The 25,259-nt window shown below is 45.2% G+C and carries 26 protein-coding genes; 1 reads left to right on the top strand and 25 read right to left on the bottom strand.

Annotated elements, in window-relative coordinates:
• Positions 1–3 precede the first annotated feature (3 nt).
• The 18 genes from IDJ77_RS15500 to IDJ77_RS15415 all read right to left on the bottom strand — a co-directional run bounded on the left by IDJ77_RS15500 (position 4) and on the right by IDJ77_RS15415 (position 17,781).
• Positions 4–1,602: a DUF4139 domain-containing protein gene (locus tag IDJ77_RS15500; RefSeq protein WP_191189875.1), complete on the bottom strand. Its 1,599-nt coding sequence runs from the start codon at positions 1,600–1,602 to the stop codon at positions 4–6.
• Between the two features lie 61 nt (positions 1,603–1,663).
• Positions 1,664–3,268, bottom strand: a complete 1,605-nt coding sequence (locus IDJ77_RS15495) for a complex I subunit 4 family protein (RefSeq protein ID WP_191189874.1) — start codon at positions 3,266–3,268, stop codon at positions 1,664–1,666.
• Entirely contained in the window at positions 3,268–5,331 is a 2,064-nt protein-coding gene (nuoL, locus tag IDJ77_RS15490) for an NADH-quinone oxidoreductase subunit L (RefSeq protein ID WP_224751115.1), read from the bottom strand. The genes IDJ77_RS15495 and nuoL overlap by 1 nt, the downstream gene beginning before the upstream one ends.
• Entirely contained in the window at positions 5,328–6,050 is a 723-nt protein-coding gene (locus IDJ77_RS15485; protein ID WP_191189873.1) for a TonB-dependent receptor plug domain-containing protein, read from the bottom strand. The genes nuoL and IDJ77_RS15485 overlap by 4 nt, the downstream gene beginning before the upstream one ends.
• Positions 6,051–6,053: 3 nt before the next feature.
• A complete protein-coding gene (gene nuoK / locus IDJ77_RS15480) occupies positions 6,054–6,359 on the bottom strand; it encodes an NADH-quinone oxidoreductase subunit NuoK (protein WP_191189872.1) in 306 nt (101 codons plus the stop codon).
• Complete coding sequence (locus IDJ77_RS15475; RefSeq protein WP_191189871.1) at positions 6,356–6,907, bottom strand: NADH-quinone oxidoreductase subunit J family protein; 552 nt, start codon at positions 6,905–6,907, stop codon at positions 6,356–6,358. The genes nuoK and IDJ77_RS15475 overlap by 4 nt, the downstream gene beginning before the upstream one ends.
• Entirely contained in the window at positions 6,904–7,494 is a 591-nt protein-coding gene (locus IDJ77_RS15470) for a 4Fe-4S dicluster domain-containing protein (RefSeq protein WP_191189870.1), read from the bottom strand. The genes IDJ77_RS15475 and IDJ77_RS15470 overlap by 4 nt, the downstream gene beginning before the upstream one ends.
• A gap of 126 nt (positions 7,495–7,620) precedes the next feature.
• Positions 7,621–8,691: a complex I subunit 1/NuoH family protein gene (locus IDJ77_RS15465; protein WP_191189869.1), complete on the bottom strand. Its 1,071-nt coding sequence runs from the start codon at positions 8,689–8,691 to the stop codon at positions 7,621–7,623.
• 231 nt (positions 8,692–8,922) lie between these two features.
• Complete coding sequence (gene murI, locus IDJ77_RS15460) at positions 8,923–9,765, bottom strand: glutamate racemase (RefSeq protein ID WP_191189868.1); 843 nt, start codon at positions 9,763–9,765, stop codon at positions 8,923–8,925.
• A gap of 73 nt (positions 9,766–9,838) precedes the next feature.
• Entirely contained in the window at positions 9,839–10,351 is a 513-nt protein-coding gene (locus IDJ77_RS15455; protein WP_191189867.1) for an OmpH family outer membrane protein, read from the bottom strand.
• Between the two features lie 58 nt (positions 10,352–10,409).
• The gene (locus IDJ77_RS15450) at positions 10,410–10,940 is read right to left on the bottom strand and encodes an OmpH family outer membrane protein (protein WP_191189866.1); all 531 of its coding nucleotides are present in this window, start codon (positions 10,938–10,940) and stop codon (positions 10,410–10,412) included.
• Positions 10,941–10,957: 17 nt separating this feature from the next.
• Positions 10,958–13,510: an outer membrane protein assembly factor BamA gene (bamA, locus tag IDJ77_RS15445; protein ID WP_191189865.1), complete on the bottom strand. Its 2,553-nt coding sequence runs from the start codon at positions 13,508–13,510 to the stop codon at positions 10,958–10,960.
• A 63-nt stretch (positions 13,511–13,573) separates the two neighbouring features.
• The gene (locus IDJ77_RS15440) at positions 13,574–14,314 is read right to left on the bottom strand and encodes an isoprenyl transferase (protein WP_191189864.1); all 741 of its coding nucleotides are present in this window, start codon (positions 14,312–14,314) and stop codon (positions 13,574–13,576) included.
• A 293-nt stretch (positions 14,315–14,607) separates the two neighbouring features.
• Entirely contained in the window at positions 14,608–15,132 is a 525-nt protein-coding gene (locus IDJ77_RS15435) for an ExbD/TolR family protein (RefSeq protein WP_191189863.1), read from the bottom strand.
• A gap of 272 nt (positions 15,133–15,404) precedes the next feature.
• Positions 15,405–16,193 (bottom strand): type IX secretion system protein PorG, encoded by a 789-nt coding sequence (gene porG / locus IDJ77_RS15430; RefSeq protein ID WP_191189862.1) that lies wholly within the window; start codon positions 16,191–16,193, stop codon positions 15,405–15,407.
• 9 nt (positions 16,194–16,202) lie between these two features.
• Positions 16,203–17,084 (bottom strand): NAD kinase, encoded by an 882-nt coding sequence (locus IDJ77_RS15425; RefSeq protein ID WP_191189861.1) that lies wholly within the window; start codon positions 17,082–17,084, stop codon positions 16,203–16,205.
• Between the two features lie 101 nt (positions 17,085–17,185).
• Positions 17,186–17,527 carry a hypothetical protein gene (locus tag IDJ77_RS15420; protein WP_191189860.1) on the bottom strand — a complete coding sequence of 114 codons (342 nt, stop codon included), beginning with the start codon at positions 17,525–17,527 and terminating at the stop codon, positions 17,186–17,188.
• Positions 17,488–17,781, bottom strand: a complete 294-nt coding sequence (locus IDJ77_RS15415; protein ID WP_191189859.1) for a hypothetical protein — start codon at positions 17,779–17,781, stop codon at positions 17,488–17,490. Before IDJ77_RS15415 ends, IDJ77_RS15420 begins: the two co-directional genes overlap by 40 nt.
• Positions 17,782–18,251: 470 nt before the next feature.
• On the opposite strand from IDJ77_RS15415, the gene IDJ77_RS15410 reads away from it, so the two are divergent.
• The gene (locus IDJ77_RS15410) at positions 18,252–18,914 is read left to right on the top strand and encodes a response regulator transcription factor (RefSeq protein ID WP_191189858.1); all 663 of its coding nucleotides are present in this window, start codon (positions 18,252–18,254) and stop codon (positions 18,912–18,914) included.
• Between the two features lie 20 nt (positions 18,915–18,934).
• Here the strand turns inward: IDJ77_RS15410 and IDJ77_RS15405 are convergent, their stop codons facing one another.
• The 7 genes from IDJ77_RS15405 to ubiE all read right to left on the bottom strand — a co-directional run bounded on the left by IDJ77_RS15405 (position 18,935) and on the right by ubiE (position 25,187).
• Complete coding sequence (locus IDJ77_RS15405; RefSeq protein WP_191189857.1) at positions 18,935–20,242, bottom strand: hypothetical protein; 1,308 nt, start codon at positions 20,240–20,242, stop codon at positions 18,935–18,937.
• Positions 20,243–20,602: 360 nt separating this feature from the next.
• Entirely contained in the window at positions 20,603–21,265 is a 663-nt protein-coding gene (locus IDJ77_RS15400; RefSeq protein WP_191189856.1) for a CBS domain-containing protein, read from the bottom strand.
• A gap of 4 nt (positions 21,266–21,269) precedes the next feature.
• Positions 21,270–22,031: an alpha/beta fold hydrolase gene (locus IDJ77_RS15395; RefSeq protein ID WP_191189855.1), complete on the bottom strand. Its 762-nt coding sequence runs from the start codon at positions 22,029–22,031 to the stop codon at positions 21,270–21,272.
• A 124-nt stretch (positions 22,032–22,155) separates the two neighbouring features.
• A complete protein-coding gene (locus tag IDJ77_RS15390; RefSeq protein WP_191189854.1) occupies positions 22,156–22,605 on the bottom strand; it encodes a GatB/YqeY domain-containing protein in 450 nt (149 codons plus the stop codon).
• Positions 22,606–22,727: 122 nt separating this feature from the next.
• Positions 22,728–23,486, bottom strand: coding sequence for an SDR family NAD(P)-dependent oxidoreductase (locus IDJ77_RS15385; protein ID WP_191189853.1), 759 nt, complete (start codon positions 23,484–23,486; stop codon positions 22,728–22,730).
• A 235-nt stretch (positions 23,487–23,721) separates the two neighbouring features.
• The gene (gene porT, locus IDJ77_RS15380) at positions 23,722–24,459 is read right to left on the bottom strand and encodes a type IX secretion/gliding motility protein PorT/SprT (RefSeq protein ID WP_191189852.1); all 738 of its coding nucleotides are present in this window, start codon (positions 24,457–24,459) and stop codon (positions 23,722–23,724) included.
• Positions 24,456–25,187 (bottom strand): bifunctional demethylmenaquinone methyltransferase/2-methoxy-6-polyprenyl-1,4-benzoquinol methylase UbiE, encoded by a 732-nt coding sequence (gene ubiE, locus IDJ77_RS15375; RefSeq protein ID WP_191189851.1) that lies wholly within the window; start codon positions 25,185–25,187, stop codon positions 24,456–24,458. Before ubiE ends, porT begins: the two co-directional genes overlap by 4 nt.
• Positions 25,188–25,259: the final 72 nt, after the last annotated feature.

Genomic DNA, 25,259 nt, shown 5'->3' with positions numbered 1-25,259 from the left:
TTACTATTGTACTATTACGCTTTGGTTTTTAGGGTATTTCACCTGGTATTTTACACGCAGTTGTTTCACGGCCTGTGGCTCCAGGGTAAAGTTCCATGATAATTTACCGGTTACCTTATTCATTTCGGCACCGCTTATTTCCTGGGTATCAACTTCTATCGCGGTATTTTGCGATACAGGCACCTGGTCTTCCACCAGCAGGTTAATGGCCTGCGTTTTACGGTTTTTTATGGAGATGTTCCAGTCGCGGGTTTCCTTTTTGTTCGAACCCAAAATGCCTTGTTTCTCGTTCAGTTCGGTTTGCATCATGCGTTTTACCACGATGTTCTTATCAACTCCCAAAGATAGGCTTAAGGTATCATTTGCGGCACGGGTATCTAATTTAGATTTGCCGATAAACGTTCCTTCGAAGAAGAGGTTTGCCTCGCCGGATAGGAAATTGTATTTGGTCCAGTCGGTAATGCGAGCGGTGAGGAACACATCGGTGCTTAGTTTTGGTGCGGCGTAGTATTGGTATTTTGCTTCGGCGGTAACCTGGTCTATCTCTACCAAATATTGCTTGCCATCTGCCGGTACCGAGAATGGGTTTTGGATATTAAACTCCATGCTGGTTTGGTTTTCGGTAGTGTTAACTGCAACACCCGAAGCTCTCCCCTGCAGTGATTTTGTCACAACCACTTCTGATAAACTTGAATTATTTAAACTATAATTCATAAAGCCAGAACTTGCCGCTGGTACAGGCGCGTAAATATTCAGGTAATTTGGCCTCAGCTCTGGTTTGATGCCACTTATAGATGGGTCACCTGTTGATAACGTTAGTTTAATGTTCTTCCAGTCCTCGCCGCATTGCTGCGATACATTGGCTTTGTAGGCGATCACCACCGGGCTGTTTACGTTTTTGGCGCGGATATCATAAGTTGGGTACCAGCGGGCATCGTTCACCACGTAGGTAATGGTAAAGGTAGATTGCAGTGCAGCTGCCGACGATACATTTACCAGTACGTTGCTGGTGGCAGCGCTTTGGCTCTGCATCAGCTCGTTCACCTGGCTATCGTACTTGCGGATCTGCTCGTTCAGGCTTTCCAGTTCGTTGTTAATGGCGAGTTCTTTTTTCTTGATCTCGGTTAAGCGGGCGGTTTGAAAATCGAGCGCAGCTTTCAATTTTACAATATCCAGTCCGGCGGTTTGCCCGTTGCTTACCTGGTTTTTGGTCAGCATGTTGGCTTCTTCCTTGTTTATGCTCAGCAGCGTAGTTTGCAGGGAGATTTTATCGCGCAGCGATTTTTGGATCAGCTGCAACTCTTCTACCTTTTTGGTTTTCAGCTGATCGCTTAAGTAGTTGAGTTCGTGCTTTACAGACAGGATGGTAAAATCGCCGGTGGCGCGTACCTGCATGCTGGCGGGATCGAGATTAGGCGAGAGGTTATCAAACACCAGTGTTGTTGTGCCGGGCACTACGCTGGCTGTGGCGGTGCGGGTAACCTGCGCACCATTTAAAAACACAGTTACTTTTTCCACTTTCGATGCCACTTTCTGGCCATCATCGGCACGAAGGGTTTTGGTGGCTATAAACAGGCAGGCAATAAATAATAAATGCTTCATATTTTGTTTTATTTACCTGTAGGATGCACGCAATTGCCCGTTTCCATAACCCTGCATCAAATTATTTTATACCGATGAATTGCACCAGCGCCAGTACCGAATCGTTCACCTTATCAAACACCAGCGATGGCATCAAACCTAAACCTAAAGCGATGAGTGCCAGCGGCAGCAAAGTAAGTGTTTCGCGGAGATTAATATCGTGCAGGGCGATCTTCCAGATCTCCCCTCCTTTTAACGATAGTTTGCCAAAGAACATCCGTTGCAGCGTCCACAGGAAATAAGCAGCGCTTAACAGGATCCCTACCGAACCGCAAACCGCCATCCAGTAAGGCAGCAAGCCGTTAACGGAATGTGATTTAAAAGCGCCCGCCAGCGAGAATGCCTCCGCAACAAAGGCAGAGAAACCGGGTAAACCCAAAGAGGCAAAAAATGCTACCATTACATAAACCGTGTAGCGGGGCATCAGCGAACCAAGCCCGCGGAAATGGTAGATGTCGCGGTCGTGCACGCGGTTGTAAATAACGCCTACCAAAAAGAATAGCATGGTGGAGAGGAAACCGTGGCTCACCATCTGCATCATAGCACCGCTGATACCTTCGGCAGTGTTGGAGGCAATGCCCAGCAGCACAAAACCCATGTGAGATACGGATGAATAAGCGATCAACCGTTTCAGATCGCGCTGTGCAAGAGCGTTGAAAGCGCCGTATAATATGGAGATAACCCCTAACAGGCCGATCCAGAAAGCACCGCTAAGCGCTATATCCGGGAAGATGCTCATGCAAATGCGGATAATGCCATAACCACCAATTTTCAGCAGGATCCCCGCAAGGATAATAGATACCGGCGTTGGCGCTTCTACGTGTGCATCGGGTAGCCAGGTATGCAGGGGCACCACCGGCACTTTAATAGCAAAGGCGATAAACAGCACCACAAACCCAACGCTTCGCGCAGGCATGCCTAAAATGGTATTGTGCGTAATGGTAGAGAACACCGAACCGTTGATGTAATTGGCTGGGTTCATCATTTGGATAATATTGAAGGTATGGTTGCCGGTTGCAGGATCCTTAACCGAAAGGTACAAACCCACCATCACCAACAGCATAAATACCGAGCCGAACAGCGTGTACAGGAAGAATTTGATAGCTGCATACTCGCGCCTTGCGCCGCCCCACATACCTATCAGGAAGTATAACGGCAGCAGCATCAGTTCGTAAAAGGTGTAGAACAGGAAGAAATCCAATGCGCAGAACACGCCTACTACGGCCATATCCAGCAGTAAAAACAAAGCAAAAAAACCTTTTAGGTTGCTTTTGATCTCCCAGGAAGCAACGGCGGCAACCACCATTACCAGGCAGGTCATCACCATTAGGGTGATAGAAACACCATCTATCCCCACAAAATATTCTATCTGCATTTTGCCTGCGGAGCCAAGGTCGAGGTGGATCCAGGGGACCTTCTGCACAAACTGGAACTGCTCCTCGTGACTGATACCGGCGAACGTTGCCCCTGTTTTAAAGTTGAGGTACATCCAGATACTCAGCCCCAGCTGCAGCAGCGTGGCAAAAAGGGTGATGTACTTAAAGCTGGCCCGCATAGACGACGGCAGCAGCAGGATGATGAATCCGAACAGTACGGGAGTGAATATAAGCAGGGTTAATATGTTCATCAGGCCCAGATCAATTTTAAAATAAAAACAGCAATTACGGCAAGCAGCATGCTGTACAAATAGTATTGCACTTTACCCCCCTGAAAGCGGCGGGCAAAATTGCCTATGTACTGCACCAGTTCGGCAGCCAGCCAAAGCACGCCATCCACAATATATTTATCGCACCAGGCAGTAGCTTTTGCTATTGCGAGGCCAATTTTTTCCAGCAGGTGTATAAAGCCGTCAATAACTTTGCGGTCTACCCAATAGAGCACGCCGCTCAGCCAAATTACAAATTTTACGATGATACGTTTATAAAAGCGGTCGATATACCATTCGTTGTAGGAGATACGGAAAAGCAAGCCATTTTTCACAACCATGCCGTCGCCGCGCTTAATGTAAAGCACATAGGCACAAAAGATAATCACAAGGCTCACCACGCTTACCAAAGCGGGGATAACCAAATGATAAATGCTTTGCCCCTCTGCTGCATGCTTAGGTGCAAAAGCTTCGTACAACCACGACGTTTCGTACGAAAATGGATTCAACGAGAACAGCGGGAACAAACAGCAAAGCGCTAATAAAATCAAAGGCAATTTGTAGGCCCAGTGCCCATCGCCAATATGGATTTGCAGTGAAGGGAAAGCTTTAAGCAACCTCAGTTCGCCAAAGAATACTTTAAAAATGAGCCTTGCCACATAAAAAGCAGTGAGCCAACTGGTAAGCAAGGCCATTATGGGGATGATGCTCAACATAAAGCTCCTGCCATCGGCCCAATCGAAAGCCTGGATGAGGATGCCATCTTTGGAGAGAAAACCGGATGTTAAAGGCAAGCCAACCAAAGCCAAACCGGCTATCAGCACGGCAATAAAGGTAAGAGGCAGTTTTTTGCGTAAGCCGCCCATGTGCCTTATGTCCTGTGGATCTATGTCCAGGCTATTATCTTCTTTGATGTGTTTGATTTGATGGATCACAACACCCGCTACCAAAAACAGCAGGCATTTAAAAAAGGCATGCGTTACCAAATGGAATAGTGAGGATGAATACGCGCCGACGCCCATGGCCATCACCATATAGCCGAGTTGCGATATGGTGGAGTAAGCCAGAATACGTTTCAGATCGTTTTGTGTGAGCGCGATGGTTGCCGCCATAAATGCCGTAAAGCAGCCTACGATGGCCAGAGTGGTTAGCTCGGCTTCGTTGAACATTGGATACACCCTTCCCAATAAGAACACACCTGCCGCCACCATGGTAGCCGCGTGGATGAGTGCCGATACCGAGGTTGGGCCTTCCATCGCATCGGGCAGCCAGGTATGTAAGGGGAACTGTGCAGATTTAGCAGCGACCGCTAAGAAAATGCCGCCGAAGGCGATGTAATGCCAAACCGAAGGGATGTAATTAAGCCCTGCAGCCCATTCTCCGTTGATGAAAAATGAGTGGGCGACCAAGCCGCCATCCTTAAATAACTCGTATAAATCAAAAGTACCGAATTGCGTAAACAGGATAATAATTGCCGTCAGCAAACCGATATCCCCTATCCTGTTCATGATAAAGGCTTTTTTATTGGCCTGCACGGCGCTGTCCCTGTCGTACCAGAAACCGATAAGCAGGTAGCTGGAGAAACCCACTAATTCCCAAAAAGCATAGAAGGTAATAAGGCTATCCACCACCACCAGCGCCAGCATACTAAAACAGAAGAAACTGAGGTAGCGGAAATAACGGCTGTACCCCGCATCATCCTTCATGTACGCCGTAGAATAAATATGCACCGGCAAGGCTATAAGCGATACCAGCACCAGCATCAGCACGGAAAGGTTGTTGAGCAATACCCCCACCTGCACCTTAGTTGCGCCAATGGTGAACCACAACTGTTGCATGTGGATGGTATGGTTATCCCAAACCCTGAAGAATACATTGAGCGATAACACCGCGCTGCCCAAAATAGCCAGCGTAGATACCCAACCCGAAGCCTTGCTTTTACCCAGCAACAAAAAGTTTACCACAAAGGCAGCAAAAGGCAGCGCCACGGCTATAATAGCCAGGGTTACGGTTTGCGCGTCGGTATGGAGGGTGATGGGGTTCAATGTTTCTTAGTTGTGATCTTAAAAATTGTACTACTCATCCCCTTCATCTTATAATCTTCGATGAACACAGTGTTTTTTATATCGCCTACAGGCAGCTCGTACAGATACTTTATTAAAGTATCGTCACGTTTTCTGTATTCACCATTTACATCATAGAGCACCTTCGAGTCAGAAAAATTATTATCATTTAAATACTTACGATAACCTTGCGTTACGCTGCAAAGCTTGTTAAGATAAATCTTAATTGCATAATCTCTTGTAAAAAGCAGTAATACCGGCGAGCCATTAGCTGCATAGGCAGTTGACCCTTTTTTGAGAAACTTATAATCAATAATTTCATCCGTATTCAGCGTGTCTAACCCCTCCTTACCTGTTTCCAAATTCATGAGGATAATCTTGCCATACCTCAACGTATCCGGCAAGATAACCAGCGGATGCGCCCCCATTTTTACGGGCTTGTTATGCTTTGTTGTCACCAAAATTGCGCCATTAGCGGCTTGTCTTCCATATATGGCGGCAGCGGCAGCGCTTTTTAAAATTTCAACCTTCTTTATATCATTTGGCTTAACCCGGTTCAGATCATCGGCGTAGTAGCGGTTATCAATTACAATAAGTGGTTTAACCGGCATTGGAGGATTAGGTGGTTCTTGCCAACGTTTTTGCGTGAAACCACTCACACAAACACACATCAATCCGAATATAAAAACCAGCTTCCTCATCCCTTAATCTTTTAACTGGTTAATTTTATCCGCATCAATCGTTTTATACCGGCGATAAACATTCAGTATGATGGCCAACGCTACAGCTGTTGTGGCCGCGGCAAGCACAATGGCAAACAGGGCAAACATTTGTCCGCCGTTGTTGATGCGGTCATACCTGCCAAAGGCTACCAGGTTGAGGATGGCAGCATTCAGCATCAGTTCGATGCCGATCAATATTTGGATCGCGTTCTTTTTTGATACGATGATGAACAGCCCGATGCAAAACAGCAATGCGCTCACCAGCATAAAATGCTGCAGGGTGATCATGGGTTATTACCCTCCTTCCGCGACAGGTGCGCCGCACCTACCAGGGCTATCATCAGCAAAACACTAATGGCCTCGAAGGGCAGCAAATACCTCGTCATTAAATTGATGCCGATATTATTGATGCCCGATTCGTTCACCGGGATAATATTGCCGGCATCTTTTGCAGCTTTTATCCAGGGCAAGCCGGCGATGTCGGCTTTAAATATAACGTTCACCATTACTACCAAAAACAGCGCGGCGAGGATAAAGGCAGGTAAATTATGCAGACTGATAAAACGGTTCTTTTGTTGCTCCACAGCTGCCAGCGCCTCCTTGCCCGACAGCATAAAGGCAAACAGTATCAGCACCAAAATACCGCCCACGTAAATCACAATCTGGGTAACGGCCACAAAATCGGCAAGGGCCAATACGTACAGCCCTGCAAGGCCAAACAGTGTGATGAAGAACATAAAGATGCTGCGCACCAAATTTTTGCTGATGGCTACCATCAATGCCGAACCCAGCACCACAAAGCTCATCACATAAAACATCACCTGCACTAAACTCATGCGCCGCCCTCCTTCGCTTTCATGGCGGCTAATTTGGCCGCCTGTTTTTCGGCCTGCTGTTTCTCCAGCAGCATTCGTTTTTCGGCGGCCAGTTCGGGCGACATATCCGAGAATTCGTAGTTCAGGTCCTTCAGTTTAAATACGGTACGGTCGTACTGGTTTGTCATTACAATACACTCGGTTGGGCACACAATGGTGCACAGCCCGCAGTACATGCATTTGGCCATATCAATATCAAATTTGGCGGCGTACAGCAGTTTTTTTGACCCATCGGATGTTTCGCCGATGGAGCCTTCGGTAGATTTTATCGATTCGATATCGATGCAGTTAACCGGGCAAATCTTGGCGCAAAGGTCGCACACAATACAGTCGTCTATCTCCACATCCAACTGGTAGCGGCCCACCTCGGGCGATGGTAATTGCTGCTTAGGGTACTGTATGGTATTGGTATCGTTTTGCTGCTTAAAGTAATTATTATCGGTAATGGGTATCACCTGCCGCTTAAAATTACCCACAAACAGATGCCTCACGGTGAGGGTAAGCCCCCGCCATGCCGTTACAAATCCATTTAGTACTTTATTTACCATTTATATTTCTTGGGATTTCACCGATTTTATGATGATTCCACCGATTCCTTCCGTCTTTATTCTTTTATCTTTTCGTCCCAAATCTAATCGTCTTGTCTCTTGATTCTAACTTCTTGCCTCTTCCTCTTACATTACCCATAGCCGCCACACGCCGGATATCAGCATGCAGGCAAAGGCCAGCGGGGTTAGTATCTTCCAGCAGAGGTTCATCAGTTGGTCTACCCGTAAGCGGGGCAGTGTCCAGCGAATCCACATTTGCACGCCTACCAGGGCTACTGTTTTTACCAGGATCCAGATGATGCCCCAAGCGGTGCTGGTTGTCCAGTCGGCCAGTCTTACCGCGCCCATATTGGGCAGCGGCGTATTCCAGGCACCGAGGAACAATATCACCCCTACCATAGATACGAGGTACATCATGCTGTACTCCGCCAAAAACACCAGTGCAAACTGCAGGCCGGTAAACTCGGTATGAAAACCCGATACCAGTTCCGAATCTGCCTCGGGGATATCAAAGGGCGCACGGTTGCTCTCGGCCAGCGACGCGATGAAATAAATGACAAATGCCACTAACAAATGCGGCGCGCGGAACACATTCCACGATAAAATGCCGCCTACGTTGGTTACATCCAAAATGCCTAAAAACTTTATTTTTTCGGCCGCCAGTACACCTTGCTGCATCGAAATTTCCTGCAGATTGAGGGTTTGTGCTATCATTACTACGGCTATCAATGCGAAGCCTGCCGGGATCTCGTAAGAGATAATTTGCGCGGCGGAGCGCATAGCACCCAGTATAGAATATTTATTGTTGGAGCCCCAGCCCGCCATCAGGATGCCAAGGGTTTCGATAGAAATAATAGCGAACACATAATACAACCCTATGTTGATATTGGCCGGTACAATGCCGGCCGCCCATGGCAACGCTGCAAAACCAAGATAAACACCTATAAAAATAACTGCCGGCGCCATCAGGAACAATATTTTATCGGCAGCGGCGGGGATGATAAATTCCTTTTGCACCATCTTCAGCATATCGGCGGGTACCTGCAGCCAGCCAAATTTGCCCGTTTCGGTAGGGCCCAAACGGTTTTGGATGAAGGCGCTCACCTTACGCTCGGCGTACACGCCGATCATGGTAAACAGCCCCACAAAAGCAAATAAACCAAAGGCAACAATAAAATATGTAAGATAAAAATTCAAGGGCGCTTGCTTTGGCTGCAAACTTAATAAATGCGGAGGATAGTTGACTGTTTTGGTAGTTGTTTTTTAAGTGGGATTTCACCGATGGAGGATGATTACACCGATTATTTTTTGAACCTTGATTTATAGGATTTAAGGATAGTCTTGATTTCAAAAATCAGGTCATCCTATAATCAGGTGAATCAAGGTTCAGACAATCTGCACATCTGAAATCTGCACGTCTGCACATCTCTACTCACACCCTTCCCTTATATCAACAAACTCACTCTTTACCTCATCGTTGAAGAATTGGGACGCATGGTGGTCGAAGTCGGCGGTGTCGTCTATGGTGGTGTAAAACTGGCGCTTGCCGGTTTTGCTAAGATTTTGCTCCATTTCCGGGTGGCGCTGCAAATAATCCACCAAGCTGGCGGCCACAATATCGCCCTGGGCTACTACATTTACATTGCCCGGTAAGTGCGCCTTTATTTTATCGGCCAGCAAGGGGTAATGCGTGCAGGCCAGTAATACGGTATCAATATTTGGCGATTGTGCCATTAATTGATCCAGGTACATTTTTACATAATAATCGGCGCCGGGTTTATCATATTCGCCGTTCTCTATCAGCGGTACCCAAAGCGGCGCCGCCTGCTGGTGTACTTTTAATTCGGGAGCAAAATGCTCTATCTCTAACAGGTACGATCCGCTTTGAACGGTACCCTTGGTACCCAGTACGCCAATCTCCTTTGTTTTGGTGTAATCGGCAATAACCTCTGCCGTAGGGCGGATAACCCCCAGCACACGTTTATCAGCATACCCATTGGGCAAATCCTGCTGCTGTATGGTGCGCAACGCCTTTGCAGATGCCGTGTTGCAGGCCAGGATAACCAGCGGGCAACCCTGCTTAAACATCCACTGCACACACTCCCAGGTATATTGGTGAATGGTTTTAAACGAGCGGTTACCGTAGGGTGCGCGGCCGTTATCGCCCAGGTAAATATAATCGTAACCGGGCAAAGCCTCCACAATGGAGCGAAAAACGGTTAAGCCGCCTATGCCCGAATCAAATACGCCTATTGGGTTGCCTTTTGCCATATATGCCTCAAAACTAAAAAAAGCGCCCCGTAGTGAGGGCGCTTTTTTGTAATAATTTAATTGTTTAAAAAGCTTATTTCAAAGCTAATTTAATTTTCACAGCAGCCATCAGGTCATCAGCATCAGGTGATACGATCAGGTCTGTTTGTGATGAGTTTAAAACGTAGGTGTAACCTTTTTCTTTTGCTACGGCGGCAATTGCAGCGCGGGCTTTATCAACCAATGGTTTGGTTAATTCGTTACCTTTTGCTTCAACTTGTTGTTGAGCGGTAGCCTGGTAATCCTGGAAACGTTTGCTCAGATCCTGCAATTCATTCTGTTTAGCAACCTTAACAGCATCAGTCATGGTTGCACCTTTGTCCTGAAAATCTTTACCTTTCGCCTGCAACTCAGTGTTCATAGCCGTAAGCTGGGTAACAAATGTTTGCTTGTAAGCATCTATCTGTGCAGAAAGTGTTTTAGTTTCTGGCATCAGGCCTACTAACTGCTCAAAATTAATATGGCCTATTTTCGTTTGGGCCTGGGCAAAGTTGCCTGCAAATAACATTCCTGCTGCAACTAAAGCAACTTTAAATAGTTTTTTCATTGTTTTTTGTTCTGTTCTGGTGTTTAAATTAAATAGTTCGCGAATTTATGTATTTTTTTTATTTGGCGAAAACTCCGGGTTTAAGGCCTAACTTAGTTATTACGTCGGCACTTTTATCGTAACGGGGGCTTGCATAAAGCATGATCACCTCGCTGTTTTTGTCAAATATCATATCAAGGTTGTCGCTCTCGGCAACGGCTTGTACTGCTTTTGACACTTTATCCTGTATAGGTTTAATCAGTGTTGTGCTTTTCTTTGCCAGTTCGCCATCGGGGCCAAATTTTTCCCGTTGAAAGTCCTTGGCTATCTTCTCTTTATCCACAATTTCCGCTTCGCGGCGCTTGCGCATATCGGGCGTCATCAGCACCTGATCGGCCTGGTAGGCTTTGTAAAGGCGGTCGATCTCCTGAAAACGGCCATCAACTTCCTTTTGCCATTGGTCAGACAGTGCTGCCAGTTGCTTTTGCGATGAAGCATACTCGGGTATATGTTTCAAAATATAGTCCGAATCTACATAGGCAAAGCGTTGTGCTATTGCTGCTGTAAATGCTGTGAACGTAAAAAAAAGTACTAAAATTATCTTCTTCATGAAATTCCTGTTCAAATTTAGTTAAATCCGCCGCTTAAACTTTGTGAAATTGTAAAGTGGATATGCCCCTTGTTAGCGTCGGGCTGGCCTGGTAATTTATCAAAACCGTAACCGTAATCAAGCCCAAGCAAACCAAATATCGGTAAAAATATCCTTGCGCCCAAACCTACCGAACGACGTACGTTAAACGGATTTACCTGGCTTATATTATCCCAAACGTTACCACCTTCTGCAAATGCAAGCATATAAATAGTTGCCGATTGGCTGGCTATTACCGGGTGCCTTAGCTCAAAAGTGTACTTATTGTAGATAGCGTTACCCTGGTTGGTATTGGCGTTGAAGCTTGAACCTACCGGCACTACCGAGTAGTTTTCATAACCCCTCATACCAATAATATCTGTACCCTGTAAAAACTGGTAGCTCTGCATACCATCGCCACCCAATTTAAAGCGCTCGAACGGCGAAGGGCCCACCTTACTGTTGTACTGGCCAAGGTAGCCAAACCTTGCCTGGCTCATTAATACCAGCTTGCCGGTAATTTTTGTGAACCATTGTGCATCAAACTTAATTTTGTAGTACTCTACAAAATGGTAACGCTCTTCTGGCGTGGCAATATTGTAGTTGGTATGGTTAAACAACGAGTATGGCGGCGTACCCTGTAAGGTTAACTTGATGTTTGAACCTGAAGTAGGATATAAAGGAACGTCTACCGAGTTACGGCTAAACTCTTGTGTTAATTTGATGTTGTACGAAGTACCATTGTTGAACAGGTAGCCTCCGTAATTATCCAGGTTATAATGGTCGAAGTTTAACGAGTAGTTTAACTGGAAGTAGTTATCGGGCCAGTTTAAACGTTTACCCAAGGTAATACCTACACCGTTTATACGCAAGTTGTTATAGTTGGGGCTTGTTTTTGGGTAGTATTGCCCGGTTGAGCTACCTTGTGTATAAGCCGATAGCGCAAAGTAAATAGGTTTTTTACCACCTAACCATGGTTCGCTAAAGGTGAACGAAAAGTTTTGGTAAGTACGGCCGCTCGACTGGCCCCTTAAGCTCAATTTCTGCCCGTCGCCCTTTGGCAACGGACGGTATGCCTTACCGTTGAACAGGTTACGTAACGAGAAGTTGTTGAACGTTAAACCCAGTGTACCCACCAGCTGCCCGCCACCGAAACCGCCCGAAAGCTCTATCTGATCTGATGGCTTTTCAACCACGTTGTAAACCAGGTCAACCGTACCTTCGGAAGGGTTGATGTTGGTTGGGCGTGGTTCTGTTTTTTGCTCATCAAAGTTACCCAGTTGGCCAATTTCGCGGGCGCTGCGTATCAACAGTGCTTTATTGAATTTTTGCCCTGGCTTGGTACGGATCTCGCGCATTACTACTTTATCGTTGGTAACATCGTTACCTTTTAATATTACGCGGTTAATGGTATACTGCGGCCCTTCGTAGATCCTTACATCCAGATCAACGGTATCGTTATGAATGCGGGTTTGCACCGGGTCGGCATTAAAAGTTAAATAACCATCGTTAAGGTAAAGCGATGAAACATCATCATCGTTCGGCGTAGGGCCACTTAAGCGTTTGCTCAATTCATCTTCGCTGAATACAGAGCCTTTTTCGATAGATAGTACACGGGTAAGAATTTCGGCGGGGTAACGCGCGTTGCCCGAAAACTTGATATCACCGAAGTAATACTTATGCCCTTCGTAAACCTTAATTTTTACATTAACTGTTTTATCATCGTGGCGGGTTACACTGTCGCTTATTATTTCTGCATCGCGGTAACCGGCAGCCTGCATTTTATCAACCAGGTTTTGCTTATCCTCGTCGTATTTATCCTGCTTGAATTTTTTTGAACCGAACAGGTTATACCAACGGCGCTTGCGGGTTTTGCTAAGGTATTTACGCAGTTTTGCCTGCGAAAAATCTTTATTGCCCTCAAAGGTTACGTCGTTGATCATCACCTTCGATTTTTTGTCGACCGCCACATTCAGTATCACACTGTTCGGGTCGCCCGGATCCTTAACCTGGGTAATGGTAACGGTTGTATTCAGGTAGCCTTTTTCGTTAAAGTGCTTTTTAATAATAGCGGTAGTGGTGCTCAGCAAATTTTCGTTTACAATTTTGCCGGTTTTATCGCTTAGCTTTTTAGTAACATCCTCTACTTCGCCTTTGCGGATGCCGGTTATTTTTAGCCTGGAGAGGCGCGGGCGTTCCACAACAGCAATTTCCAGGTAAATGGTATCCATGTTAATACCGGTTACGTTTAAGTGGATATCATCAAAAAGGCCCTGTTTGTACAAGTCTTTTATCACGTTGGCGTTGGCCTCGCCGGGCAGGTTTATCCTATCGCCCTTGTTTAGTTTTGATATTTGCAGCAATACATCTTTATCGAGGTATTTGGCGCCACTAATGGTTATGCCGCCAATGATATAATCTTTGGGATTAAGGTAGCTCAAACTATCGGCAGGGATGGTTTTCGTAAGCGTAGACCGCCTTTGGCCGGGTATCTGGGCAATGGCAGCTGTGCTTATAAGAGAGAAAAGAATAGCAAAAAAGACTTTATTCATCCGAATATTTTAGTGGGCTAAAAATAATTTATACAGTTGTTAAATTTTGTTAAAAGAAAAAATTTAGTTTACCTGCTCGCTTGTCATCCCAAAACGGCGCTCGCGTTTCTGGTAATCCAGTATAGCTTCATACAAGTCTTCGCGCCTGAAATCGGGCCATAGTTTTGTGGTGAAGTACAGTTCGGCATAAGCAATTTGCCAAAGCAGGTAGTTACTTATACGGTACTCCCCGCTCGTTCTTATCAAAAGCTCGGGATTGGGGATGCCGCCGGTATATAAATTATCTTCAAACATAGTTTCATCAATATCCTCGGGCTTTAGTTCGCCGTTCTGCACCTTAACTGCCAATGATTTGGCAGCGTGTACAATTTCGCGGCGGCTGCTGTAGCTTAAAGCAAGTGTAAGCACCAACCCGGTATTTACCGATGTTTTATTTATTGCGTTGTTAAGTTCTTTGTGGCATTTGGCGGGGAGCTGGCCCAGGTCGCCAATGGCGTTAAGGCGTACGTTGTTTTGCATCAGCTTATTAATTTCTTTATTAATAGTGCTGATGAGGAGCTCCATAATGGCGTTCACTTCAAACGTTGGGCGGTTCCAGTTTTCGGCGCTGAAGGTGTAAAGGGTAAGGTATTGGATGCCCAGGATGCCTGCGCCTTCCACTACATCGCGTACAGATAGCACACCGTTATGATGGCCAAACACCCTTAATTTGCCTTTGCCTTTTGCCCAACGGCCGTTACCATCCATTATAACAGCTACGTGGCGGGGCAATCTTTGCAAATCTATCTGATCCTTTAAACTCATTTTTCGGGGCAATTTACCAGCCAAAACAGGGCTGTTAAATACATAGCTTTACTAAAACAAACCCTGTTTTAAGCAAAGTTTTATATAAATACGCTTCTTTTTTAAGGTGACAAAGGTAAAACTTACTTTGTATTATTTTAGTATGGAGTGAAAAAGAAATAAAAAGGATTTTTTGGGTAACTATTGAAAGTGAGTGCGTTGGTTTTTATTTGAATCCCCAAATTAAAAAACCCTCCCTGCCGAAGCAGAAGAGGGTAAACATTACTAATTTATTGATGAGGTTTAGGTGCGTGTTAATAGGCTTGTTTATCCTTTAGCATACTGATGTCTTTGGTATCGATATCGGCGATGGCATACTGCTGCACATCGGTTATCTTCATTTCATCAAGCGCGCTTACCAGGTTTTCATAAACAGATGTGTCACCGGGTTTAATGATCACCATCATACTTTTGCTGGTTGCAGCCAATACTTTTTGGCGCACATCCATTATGGCATGGCGCAGCCCGCTTTTACTATAGTTGGTTAGCGTTGCCGACATAATAGGATTTTTAGCTTCTCCAAGGTAATACATCACATGGTTGTCCTTGCCGAGGCAGATAGTCATCGTGCGGGACGCTGCCTGTGGCTCGGGGTCGTTTGTACTGTCGGGCATGGCCACATTCATAACTTTTGGCAGGCTGAGCGTTGTGGTCAGCATAAAAAAGGTAATGAGCAAAAAGGCAAGATCTACCATTGCGGTAAGATCTACCCGCAGGGCTTGTTTTTTGGTGCGTACTTTTTTGCCTTGTTTTTCGGGAGCGGTGTTTAATTCGGCCATGGCTTTATACGTTTAGAGTTAAATAATTGGTTTCGAATAATTCAACGTATAAAAGTAATGCATTATTTCAATTTAACAAATTATATTTTGTTTTATTTTATAAATACAGAATATAATATCATTAATCCACACTTAACATCGTTATTTACCATTAGCGGCCAGGTTAGTTATGTGATACGAAGATTGTCTCAACTATAATGAATAGGATTTAAGAATACCCCCGATTTAAAAATCAAGCAATCCGTTAATCAAGAAAATCATGGTTCAGAAATTTACTCCTCGTAATAGCACTTCGCAGTTACGAAGGTGTAGGATAGTGTAAAGCCGAAGAAGCCGTAAATGTCGGTAGTCCGCAAGTCGCCACGCTGGGAGCCGGGGCTGCCGGTGTAAACGCCTGTACGTTCGCCGCTTCGGTCGGCAAGTGCAACAGATAAGGGGCTGGGTAGCTGGCTATGCGGCGCATAAAGGCCGCTTACATCGTCTAAAAAATCGGATCGGGTGTAGCGATAGCCTAACTCGGCGGCTACCGTCCACTTACCGCCGATGTTGTATTTAATGCCCGCCCCATAAGGGATAACAATAGTGCTGGTTTTATATTCGGATGCTTGCCCTTCGGTACGGAGCGCCCGCAGAGATATTTCGGTACCGTTGTATATGGTACGCGGCGCGAACGCCGTTGTGCCGATGCCTAAATAAATGTAGGGTGTGTATTTGTTCTTACCGGCATCGGGTATGTATTTCATAAAGTTAAACTCGGCCATCAGGCTCAGCTCCTTCAAACCATCGGTGAAGCTTAAGTTGCGGTTGCGCAACTGCTGGCTGGATGATGTACTATCCGCGCCCGCTATTTTGCCAACCTGGTAATTTAGCCTTGCCGAGAGATAGCCATTAAAGTTTCGCTTCACAAACAGACCTGCAGAGCCACCGCTTGGTTTAAACGGACTTGGGTTAAGGTCGCCAATGTAACCTGCACCGCCTAAAGCGCCGCCAATTTCCCAGGTTTGGGCTTGTACCGTATAACTAAGTATAAAGAAGAATAAGGCAGCGGAAAATTTTAGCATCCGTTAAATTTAATAATTACGGGCATCTAAGCCCCATAACAATTTAGTCCTTAACGTTTGCAAGTAGCTTTCATTATTCATCCGGATCAAATTGAGTTTAAAATCCGCCTTATATACCCTGAATTGCATGGTTTTATCAATCACCGCGGTGCGGCTATCGCACGATACGATGTAATTCGTTCCCCGGCATTCTACCTCGAAGGAGAGCTTGCTGGTATCGGGCAAAATAATTGGCCTTACGTTTAAGTTATGCGGCGATACGGGTGTGAGGGCAATACTGTTCGACTGCGGGAAGATAATGGGACCACCGCAACTCAACGAATAAGCTGTAGACCCTGTAGAGGTGGAGATAATGATACCATCGCCCCAATAGGAGTTTAAAAACTCATCATTCAGCGAAACATGGGTGGTGATCATGGCCGAATCATCGCGCTTATGGATGGTGACATCGTTCAGCGCGAAGTTATCGTCGCCAAAGATCTTCTTGTCCGAATCTATGACCAACAACTCGCGGCAATCAAGCGTATATTCTTTGTTCACTACCGCATGCATGGCAGCTGCTATATCGTTTTTGTTGATACTGGCCAAAAAGCCCAGCCTGCCAAAGTTGATGCCTATAACCGGCACACCGCTATCGCGGATAACCGTTACCATATCCAGCAAAGTGCCATCGCCACCAATGGTGATAAAGATATCAATGAAATCTTTAATGATGTCGCCCGGTTTGAGCACGTTGTAGGCGGTAGTATCTACATTGCCCTGCAGATATTCATTAAACTGGTGATGCACATAAACATCCACCTGATGCAGCACCAGGCTATCAAACACCTGCCGTATGTAAGGAAATACCTGCGGATCGTTAAACTGCCTCCCGTAAACTGCTATCTTCATTCAAATAAAAAAACGAATATCGAACTTTGAATGTGAAAAGCCGCAGTAAATCTCAAAATCCTGAGATCGCGACCTTCGGCGTCGGCGAAGCAGCATTATACTTAGTTTTTGGCGAATGTGGAACTGCGGAAAGAATTAAGCATCCCTTCGCCCTTTAGCCTATCCACAAACATCACCACAACAGAAAAATCGCGGTTGCCAAAGAGCCTGCTAAACATGTAACAGGTAAGCACGTTATCGTTGGGTAAAAAAATATCCAGTTTAAAAACTCTGAAGCTAAGCTTATCTACCACCTCCGTTGAGTATGTGGTATCCATTTTAACACCGGGTATTTGTTTGGCAAAAGTGGCGTAAAGCACATCCCCCACATTTTTACAACTGGCCGCATAGCTTCCGTCTGTTTTTATATTAAATGGCTGGTAGTTAGATTCAAAGTAATGCATCTGGTCGCTTTTGAATACAAAATTGGTTTCGATTGATTGACCACCTTACTATCGTATGTTTTTTCGATGGCGTCCGCCCCTTTTTTCTGCATCCCGGCATACTCCTGCGGGCTCATGTTTTCAAAACCTTCGGGGATGGTTATCCGCCATTTAAACATGGGGTTATATAGTTTCTTTCCGGCAGGCTGTTGCTGCCCGTAAGAAAATCCAGCCGATAGTACTACCGCCGCTATTAATAAGAAAATGTATTTCATGGGAATGATTCTGCAGCAATATACTAAAATACGTGGGAAAAGTAATTGACGCAGGGGGGTGCCTTGCTTGTGCTTAATATCATCAACAAGTGTTCGGAAGAAACAAAAGCGGAGGCAACAATACGGCTAATGCCTTTAACGGCATGGTTTAGGTTTATGATGCTAACTGCCCCCGAAGTTTGCTCATAAATCTGTTCCTTTAACCGCGTTAGCTGCCCCGTTTCTGAAATCTTCCAAACACCTGTTTAGATGTTTTACTACCACAATTATTTATTTTATTGAGGCGATATGTTTAAAGTTTAAAAACATCGGGACGAATATTTTTTTTACTTTAATTAATTAACGTTTAAATACTTACATCGGCCATGCGAATATCTACCTATTAAAGACTGAAAAAAATACCTAACATTAGGTATTTTAACAACCATAATTAATACCCCCATCAATTAATTAACCTGTTTAGTATCGCTATGGATCAAAATTTCGCCCAAAGGCTCAATAATATCCGCCTATTCGCAGACGAGTTACCCTCTGCACTGATCATTCACCGCGCTGATACACTGGAAATTGTATATATGAACAGCACCGGCCTTAACATATTGGGCACCACGCTGGAGGATTTGCAGGCGCTCGGCCCTGACCTGTACTATGTGAAATACTTTAATACCGAAGACAGTAATGATTATGTGCCTAAAATAATGCACATTATGCGTAGCCAATCGAATGAGCAGGTATCTTATTTTCAGCAGGTAAGGGTACCGCAGAATACCGATTGGCAGCTATTTGTAAGCAATACAAAGGTTTTTGCGCGTAACGAGGCTGGTGAAACCACCCACCTCATTACTACGGCAGGCTTGATAGACCCGGTTCATCATATTACCTCGAAAGTAAACCGGGTAATGGAGGAGATAAATTTTCTGCGAAACAACAACCCTTTGTTTTTAACACTTACAAAGCGCGAAAAGGAGGTGCTTAAATGTATGGCAGTGGGCAATAATTCTGGCGAGATAGCTGAGGCGCTTTTTATATCACCCGCTACGGCAGATACCCACCGCCGCAATATCCGCAGCAAACTAAACCTTAAAAACAATTACGACGCGGTTAAATTTGCGCAGGCTTATAACCTGGTATAAGGCGACCTCTTTAGGAATGCCTATTTGGCCAGCTCGTCCATCGTAACCTCGTTACTCAAAAGGGTACCAAACAACTCCCAGCGTTTGGCAGGGTCTTTAGCGGTTCCGCCATTTTTTTCGATGTGATGCTTCACCAGGTCGAGCCCATAATTATAGTTGATCACGTACGCCCGGTATTTTTTTATAAAGCTTACCGATTTTTCTGCGGTTTCATCGTTCATCAGGCAATACTTTTTAAGGTAGGTGCGGGCTTTGCTCTGGCTCCAGTTATCGTCTATCAACCCGCGCGCGGCCTCGTTACGTGCATAGTTAAGGTTACCTTTAATAGTGAGAGCTCTAAAATAAGCATCAGCCCCTGCAGTATCTAAACCGGCAAGCGGCAGCAATACGTTCTTAGCAAACTTTATCTTTTCATTGCCAGGAAAAGCCATTTCTATACCATAATTACCGCTGCCCTCGGCAATAAGCGATTGCGGACTAAACAAGGGGTACATCGAAAGCTCTACATATCCCCTATCATGATAAAGATTTTTCTCCAGCAGCGTATTGTATACATGGTGGCCGGGGTAACTTTCGTGGCTGCCCACATCAATCGCGCGATCAATAAATATCTTAATATCGGTATTTATTTGTACTACGCTTTGGTAATTGCCCTTATACCAATTATAGCCGTTCCAAGGCTTATCGGTAACAAATTCCAGCGTAAAAGATTCTCCTGCAGGCAATTTATAGTGTGCCAGTGTACGCTTGCGCGATTCGGCTATGGCGGCTTTGATCACCGGGTCAAGCTTATCTTTAGGGATGATGAATTTATTGGCCAGTTTCTGAAAGCGGTCGTTTACGTTGCCTTTACCCGGCAGCAAACTATCTAATAACACTAATTGGGCTTTAAAATAGTCCTCGGTGTTTACAGGCGCGGTTACTCCGAACAGTTGCTTCGATTCCTGGTCGAACGTACTGTACTCGCCCGAGAAGATCTTGATACGCCCGCTGAAAGAAGCTAACTGATCGTAAAGCCAGTTGGCGCGCATTTTATTGGAATCCACTTCGGCAGAGGTAGCCAACAGCTTAACATCATTCATCAGGCTGTTTACCGATGCCAGCAGACTGTCGCGCGGGAACTCCTCGCCTTCAACCGCTTTTGGTTTTAACGAGTCGGGGCCATAATAAGCATCTACAAAATCTTTATCGTACTCGCCAATAGTTAGCCCAAGCCGCACGTATTCGGCAGCGTATTTATTGAGGAGTTTGGTTTCGGGCTTATCAGCATTTTTGGTACACGATATGGCCAAAACAGAGATCAGAAACAGGAAAAAAAGATTTTTCATGGGCGTGGTTAGCGTAGTAGGGGCTGCAAAGCTATAAAAATAGGTTGGGTAGCGGAGAAAAGTTTGAGTTTTTTAGACAAGGGGTTTTCAACAGACACTTATTGGTAAAGTACGAATAGATCCCTGAGATGCATAATGATGCATTTTGTAAAAAGCAGCAGGTTTATCTTAAAAAAGCGTGAAAAGCGCAAAAAAAAGCTTTTTTTTTAGTGCAAAATCAAACTTGGCGCAAATGCCCCTTCGCGGGGTGTTCAAGTGTGTGTCCAATGGTGTCCAGGTGCGTTCAGGGTGTCTATCTTTTAAAAACTAGACACCTGCATAACCTTATGAGTCAATTAGTTGCCTTTACCAGCGTGGCTACTACAAATTCAAATAATTCATAAACGAATCGAACCTGTCTTTAGCATTGTCGTTATGATCGGTGAAGTTGAAGGTAGCTTTTACATCGTATTCGTACCGCAGAAAGGTGGCTATAATGTTGGAAATATCCTGCTTATTCACCTTCAGCGTTACCTCCATACGGGTGCTTTCGGGGAAGGTACGGGTGTAAGAACTTAAAATCTGCGCATTGTCCGACTCTACAATCTGCGACATATGGGCCAGCGAATTATTCTTATTGCTGATCTCCAATACGATGATGCCTCCCGGTTCGCTTACCGAAGTAAGCTTGGCAAAGTACTCGTTCATGGTATTAATAGAGATAAGCCCCTGGTAATCCTTTTTGATATCGAGCACGGGCACCACACTTAGATTTTGCTCGTAAAACAGGCGGATCACATCATAAATATGCTGCTCCTCCAACACATAAGGGTTCACAAGCGACAGCGCGAGCGCCCCTATCTGGGTGTTATAGTCGGGTTCTTCTATTAGGTCATCTTCGCACAGCAGGCCCAAAAATTGTTCTTCGTTCACTATAGGCAGGTGGCGTACCCGGAACTCCGCCATACGATCGAACACTTTCTGTATCGAATCAGAAGTGTGCACCGGGGGGACGGCATCCGAGATCAGCTCAACTGCAAGCATATTTTTATTGTTTTAATTTATCTAAAAACACATTTAGGTACTTGTTAAACTCCTCCGGGTGCTCCATCATTGGGGCGTGCCCGCATTTATCTATCCAGTACAGGTACGAATTTGGCAACAACTGATTAAATTCAACAGCTACCTCCGGCGGGGTAATTTTATCGTCCCTGCCCCATATTAACGCAACGGGCATCGTTATCTTGCGCAGGTCGCCCTTCATATTGTGACGAATAGCTGATTTTGCCATGGCCAATATGCGTATCACCTTGGCGCGGTCGTTAATATTGGCGTACACCTCGTCAACCATTTCCTTTGATGCCACGGCAGGGTCGTAAAAGGTATATTCTACTTTTCCTTTCACAAACTCGTAATTCTCGCGGCGCGGGAACGAACCACCAAAAGCATTCTCGTACAAGCCAGAGCTACCGGTTAATACCAACGCTTTTACATACCCCGGATGTGACAATACATATATTAACCCAACATGCCCACCAAGCGAATTACCCAGCATGGTAATCTTCGTCAGTTTTTTAAACTTGATGAATTTATGTACAAATTTAGAAAGCGCGCGTACGCCGGTGGTTAATATGGGCATATCGTAAATAGGCAAAATAGGGATGATAACCCGGTAATGCGGACTAAATTCCTCTATCACTTTCTCCCAGTTGCTCAGCGCGCCCATCAGGCCGTGCAAAAGCAGTAGTGGTTCGCCCTGGCCTTCTTCTACGTATGTAAAACCCTTCTCTTCTTTCAGTACAAAATTCATAGTTCCTTGTTCAAATGCAGCTTTAAACTGGTGCAGACCGTTTTACGTTTTAGTCTGAAAAGTTGTAGTTACTACGGTAAATTTAGTTTATTAGGGTATACCTACAACAATTTTAACAATTAAATTATCCTAACAGTTGTTTAACCACTTCTGATACTGTTTTGCCATCGGCCTGGCCGGCAAGTTCTTTATTGGCAACGCCCATTACCCTGCCCATGTCTTTTACCGATGTTACGCCCAGGCGGCCAATTACCTCCTGTATGTAACCTTCAATTTCAAAACGGGTCATTTGCTGTGGCAAATAGGGTTCAATAACATACATCTCGGCCATTTCCACCTCGTATAGATCTTCCCGGTTTTGCGCTTTATAGATGTCTGCCGATTCTTTACGCTGCTTAATAAGCTTTTGAAGCACTTTAATCTCTGCTTCCTTAGTTAATTCCTCGGCGGCGCCTTTTTCTGTTTTAGCCAGCAGCAAAGCCGATTTTATGGCACGCAGCCCGCGCAAACGGTCGGGTTGTTTGGATAGCATCGCTTGTTTGATATCCTGGTCTATTTGTGTAATGAGTGACATATGTTAATTGTGAATGAGTGATTTTGTGAATGAGTGGATTTTTATTTCGGATTTCGGATGTTCGATTTCGGAATTATTTTTTTTCATCTGCACATTTGAAATCTGAAATCTGCACATCTACCCTACTTTCTGAATATATTTGTTGCTGCTGCCTGTGCGGTTGGCATAATTACTATGTCGTTGATGTTTACATGTGCCGGGCGCGATGCTACAAACCAAATGGTTTCGGCAACATCCTGGGCTACCAGCGGCTCAAAGCCATCGTACACTTTTTTAGCTCGTTCTTTATCGCCTTTAAAGCGCACCTCGCTAAATTCAGTTTCTACCGCGCCGGGATGTACAGCGGTAACTTTTATGCCGTGGCTGAGCAGATCAAGCCGCATACCTTTATTTAATGCATCCACAGCGTGTTTGGTAGCACAATATACGTTCCCGTTAGGGTAAACCTCTTTCCCGGCTATCGACCCCAGGTTGATAATATGCCCGAAACCGTTATCGATCATCCAGTTGCTTACCACGCGGCTTACGTAAAGCAGGCCTTTAATATTGGTATCAATCATGGTTTCCCAATCATCGTAGCTGCCTTTATCAATAGGATCCAACCCTTGGCTTAGCCCGGCGTTATTTACTAATACATCCACGTGTTTCCACTCTTCGGGCAGGCCCTGCAAGTTTTCAATTACCTGCGCCTTACTGCGTACATCGAAACAGGAGATGGCAACCTCTATGTTGTATTTATCATTCAGCACCTCAGCGAGTCGTTCTAAACGCTGCATCCGGCGGCCGGTAAGTATCAAATTGTAACCCTCGCGGGCAAATGTGTGGGCACAGGCCTCGCCTATCCCCGCGGTAGCACCTGTTATTAATGCGATCTTAGCCATAGGTAGTGTAACTATCGGCAGCGAAATTATGTTTTTATGTTGGGATAATATTGAGGTTGAAAGGTTTTAATGTTGAAAGGTTGTAATGTTTTGGGTTTGCCAGCAGGATAATTAACTAATAATCAAGCCGCAAATCAAAATTCAAAACATCGCATAAATCTGCTTACCCGGCGAAGCCCTCTTGAACACATTTAAAAAACAAATCATCAAATTAAAAATACCGGTTCAGACGATTCTATTCGAAATACAGACTAAACATAATGGTATGCAGCGATAACTTACTGATGGGTGCAGAGAAGGGGTGATTCTCTTGGATGAGCAGGTTGCCGAAAGTGTTGGTCACCTTTATTTCGGGCGAGAGCTTGAAATACTCGAAGTAGATATCGAAACCGAAACCGGCTTCATAGGAGGAATAGCTTTTGCTATTCTTAAGTAGTCGCTCTAAAGGGGCGGTGTTGTCTCCATCTTTTTTTCCGCCTATGGCAGTAGAAAATTTAACGCCGCCAAGCAAGTAGGCACGCAAATTACCGACCCTGTCGCTTTTTAACTTAAGCGACAAAGGGAAATCTACCGTCGTTGTTTGCACCTGTTTATCAATAGGTTCGGCAGTGTTGGCGTAGGTATAGCGCAGTTTTTTATCAGAAAACACCAACGAGGGCGTAGTGCGTACCTCAAGGTGGTCGGTTAAGCGGTAGCGGGTTATGAAACCCACAGCAAAACCAGGCGTATTTTTTGAACCGATACTGTTAAGTGAATCGGTTACGTAAGTGCGGGAGTCAGCATCAAAATAAGGCGCGCGCCAGTTGGGTTGTTTTACTATTTTAAAATCGCTGGATACGTACGAAAAACTAAAACCGAAGCTGAGGTCGGTTTGGTCAGCACCCCCACCCCATGCTGGCGAAAACTGCTGTGCGCGCAGTAAAGTGCTGCAGCACAATAGTACCAGTAAGATGGCCAGGTAACGTTTTATCATTTAATGCCGGTATAAATTGAACAGATACCAAACGCCAAAGGCCGGCTTTTGGTATTTTTAAAACCAGCCTTTGCCATCATACCGGTAAATGCTTCGCCATCCGGGAAGGCGGCAACCGACTCGGGCAGGTAGGTATAAGCGCGGGCATCTTTACTGAACAGCTTACCAATACCAGGCGTAACGTAGTTAAAGTAAAACGCGTATAGTTGTTTTATGGGGAATGCTTTGGGTTTAGAAAACTCTAATACCACCGCTTTGCCACCCGGTTTTAATACCCGGAATATATCGGCCAATCCATCGGCAAGGTTTTCAAAATTACGTACGCCGTAAGCCACGGTAACAGCATCAAACTCATTTGCCCCGAACGGTAGTTTTTCCGAGTCGCCCAGCTTTACCTCGAATTTATCAGAAAGGCCCCGTTTAGCTATTTTTTGCTTCGCGATATCCAGCATCCCCTGCGAAATATCAACCCCGATAATTTTTTTCGGTTTTAAAATAGATAGCGCCTCGAAAGCGAAATCGCCGGTGCCGGTGGCCACATCCAATATCAGCTGGGGCTTATCGACCTGGAGTTCGTTGATGGCTTTTTTGCGCCAGATGATATCTATCCCCAGCGACATAAAGTGATTTAAAAAATCGTAGGTTTTGGAGATATTGTTGAACATATCGGCCACCTGTTCTTTTTTGGTGCCCTGTTGATCCTGGTACGGTGTTACAATTTTGCTCATATACGTTGTGCGGGCAAAGATAGGTGTTTGGGTTCATGGTTCATAGATGATAGTTCATGGGAGGAGCTCCTG

The sequence above is a fragment of the Mucilaginibacter pankratovii genome (assembly GCF_014773265.1).
Lineage (GTDB): Bacteria > Bacteroidota > Bacteroidia > Sphingobacteriales > Sphingobacteriaceae > Mucilaginibacter > Mucilaginibacter pankratovii.
This window is presented reverse-complemented; position numbering and strand designations above follow the sequence as displayed.

Excerpts from the sequence above, each read along its gene's own strand:
- IDJ77_RS15405 (WP_191189857.1), bottom strand. The coding sequence starts at position 20,242 with ATGAAAAATCTTTTTTTCCTGTTTCTGATCTCTGTTTTGGCCATATCG.
- ubiE (WP_191189851.1), bottom strand. The coding sequence starts at position 25,187 with ATGAGCAAAATTGTAACACCGTACCAGGATCAACAGGGCACCAAAAAA.
- IDJ77_RS15410 (WP_191189858.1), top strand. The coding sequence starts at position 18,252 with ATGGATCAAAATTTCGCCCAAAGGCTCAATAATATCCGCCTATTCGCA.
- murI (WP_191189868.1), bottom strand. The coding sequence starts at position 9,765 with ATGGCAAAAGGCAACCCAATAGGCGTATTTGATTCGGGCATAGGCGGC.
- IDJ77_RS15420 (WP_191189860.1), bottom strand. The coding sequence starts at position 17,527 with ATGCATTACTTTGAATCTAACTACCAGCCATTTAATATAAAAACAGAC.
- IDJ77_RS15475 (WP_191189871.1), bottom strand. The coding sequence starts at position 6,907 with ATGAGTTTAGTGCAGGTGATGTTTTATGTGATGAGCTTTGTGGTGCTG.
- IDJ77_RS15395 (WP_191189855.1), bottom strand. The coding sequence starts at position 22,031 with ATGAATTTTGTACTGAAAGAAGAGAAGGGTTTTACATACGTAGAAGAA.
- IDJ77_RS15435 (WP_191189863.1), bottom strand. The coding sequence starts at position 15,132 with ATGGCCGAATTAAACACCGCTCCCGAAAAACAAGGCAAAAAAGTACGC.
- IDJ77_RS15470 (WP_191189870.1), bottom strand. The coding sequence starts at position 7,494 with ATGGTAAATAAAGTACTAAATGGATTTGTAACGGCATGGCGGGGGCTT.
- IDJ77_RS15415 (WP_191189859.1), bottom strand. The coding sequence starts at position 17,781 with ATGAAATACATTTTCTTATTAATAGCGGCGGTAGTACTATCGGCTGGA.
- nuoK (WP_191189872.1), bottom strand. The coding sequence starts at position 6,359 with ATGATCACCCTGCAGCATTTTATGCTGGTGAGCGCATTGCTGTTTTGC.
- porG (WP_191189862.1), bottom strand. The coding sequence starts at position 16,193 with ATGCTAAAATTTTCCGCTGCCTTATTCTTCTTTATACTTAGTTATACG.
- IDJ77_RS15455 (WP_191189867.1), bottom strand. The coding sequence starts at position 10,351 with ATGAAAAAACTATTTAAAGTTGCTTTAGTTGCAGCAGGAATGTTATTT.
- IDJ77_RS15425 (WP_191189861.1), bottom strand. The coding sequence starts at position 17,084 with ATGAAGATAGCAGTTTACGGGAGGCAGTTTAACGATCCGCAGGTATTT.
- bamA (WP_191189865.1), bottom strand. The coding sequence starts at position 13,510 with ATGAATAAAGTCTTTTTTGCTATTCTTTTCTCTCTTATAAGCACAGCT.
- IDJ77_RS15485 (WP_191189873.1), bottom strand. The coding sequence starts at position 6,050 with ATGAGGAAGCTGGTTTTTATATTCGGATTGATGTGTGTTTGTGTGAGT.
- IDJ77_RS15440 (WP_191189864.1), bottom strand. The coding sequence starts at position 14,314 with ATGAGTTTAAAGGATCAGATAGATTTGCAAAGATTGCCCCGCCACGTA.
- IDJ77_RS15400 (WP_191189856.1), bottom strand. The coding sequence starts at position 21,265 with ATGCTTGCAGTTGAGCTGATCTCGGATGCCGTCCCCCCGGTGCACACT.
- IDJ77_RS15500 (WP_191189875.1), bottom strand. The coding sequence starts at position 1,602 with ATGAAGCATTTATTATTTATTGCCTGCCTGTTTATAGCCACCAAAACC.
- IDJ77_RS15390 (WP_191189854.1), bottom strand. The coding sequence starts at position 22,605 with ATGTCACTCATTACACAAATAGACCAGGATATCAAACAAGCGATGCTA.
- IDJ77_RS15385 (WP_191189853.1), bottom strand. The coding sequence starts at position 23,486 with ATGGCTAAGATCGCATTAATAACAGGTGCTACCGCGGGGATAGGCGAG.
- IDJ77_RS15450 (WP_191189866.1), bottom strand. The coding sequence starts at position 10,940 with ATGAAGAAGATAATTTTAGTACTTTTTTTTACGTTCACAGCATTTACA.
- IDJ77_RS15495 (WP_191189874.1), bottom strand. The coding sequence starts at position 3,268 with ATGAACATATTAACCCTGCTTATATTCACTCCCGTACTGTTCGGATTC.
- porT (WP_191189852.1), bottom strand. The coding sequence starts at position 24,459 with ATGATAAAACGTTACCTGGCCATCTTACTGGTACTATTGTGCTGCAGC.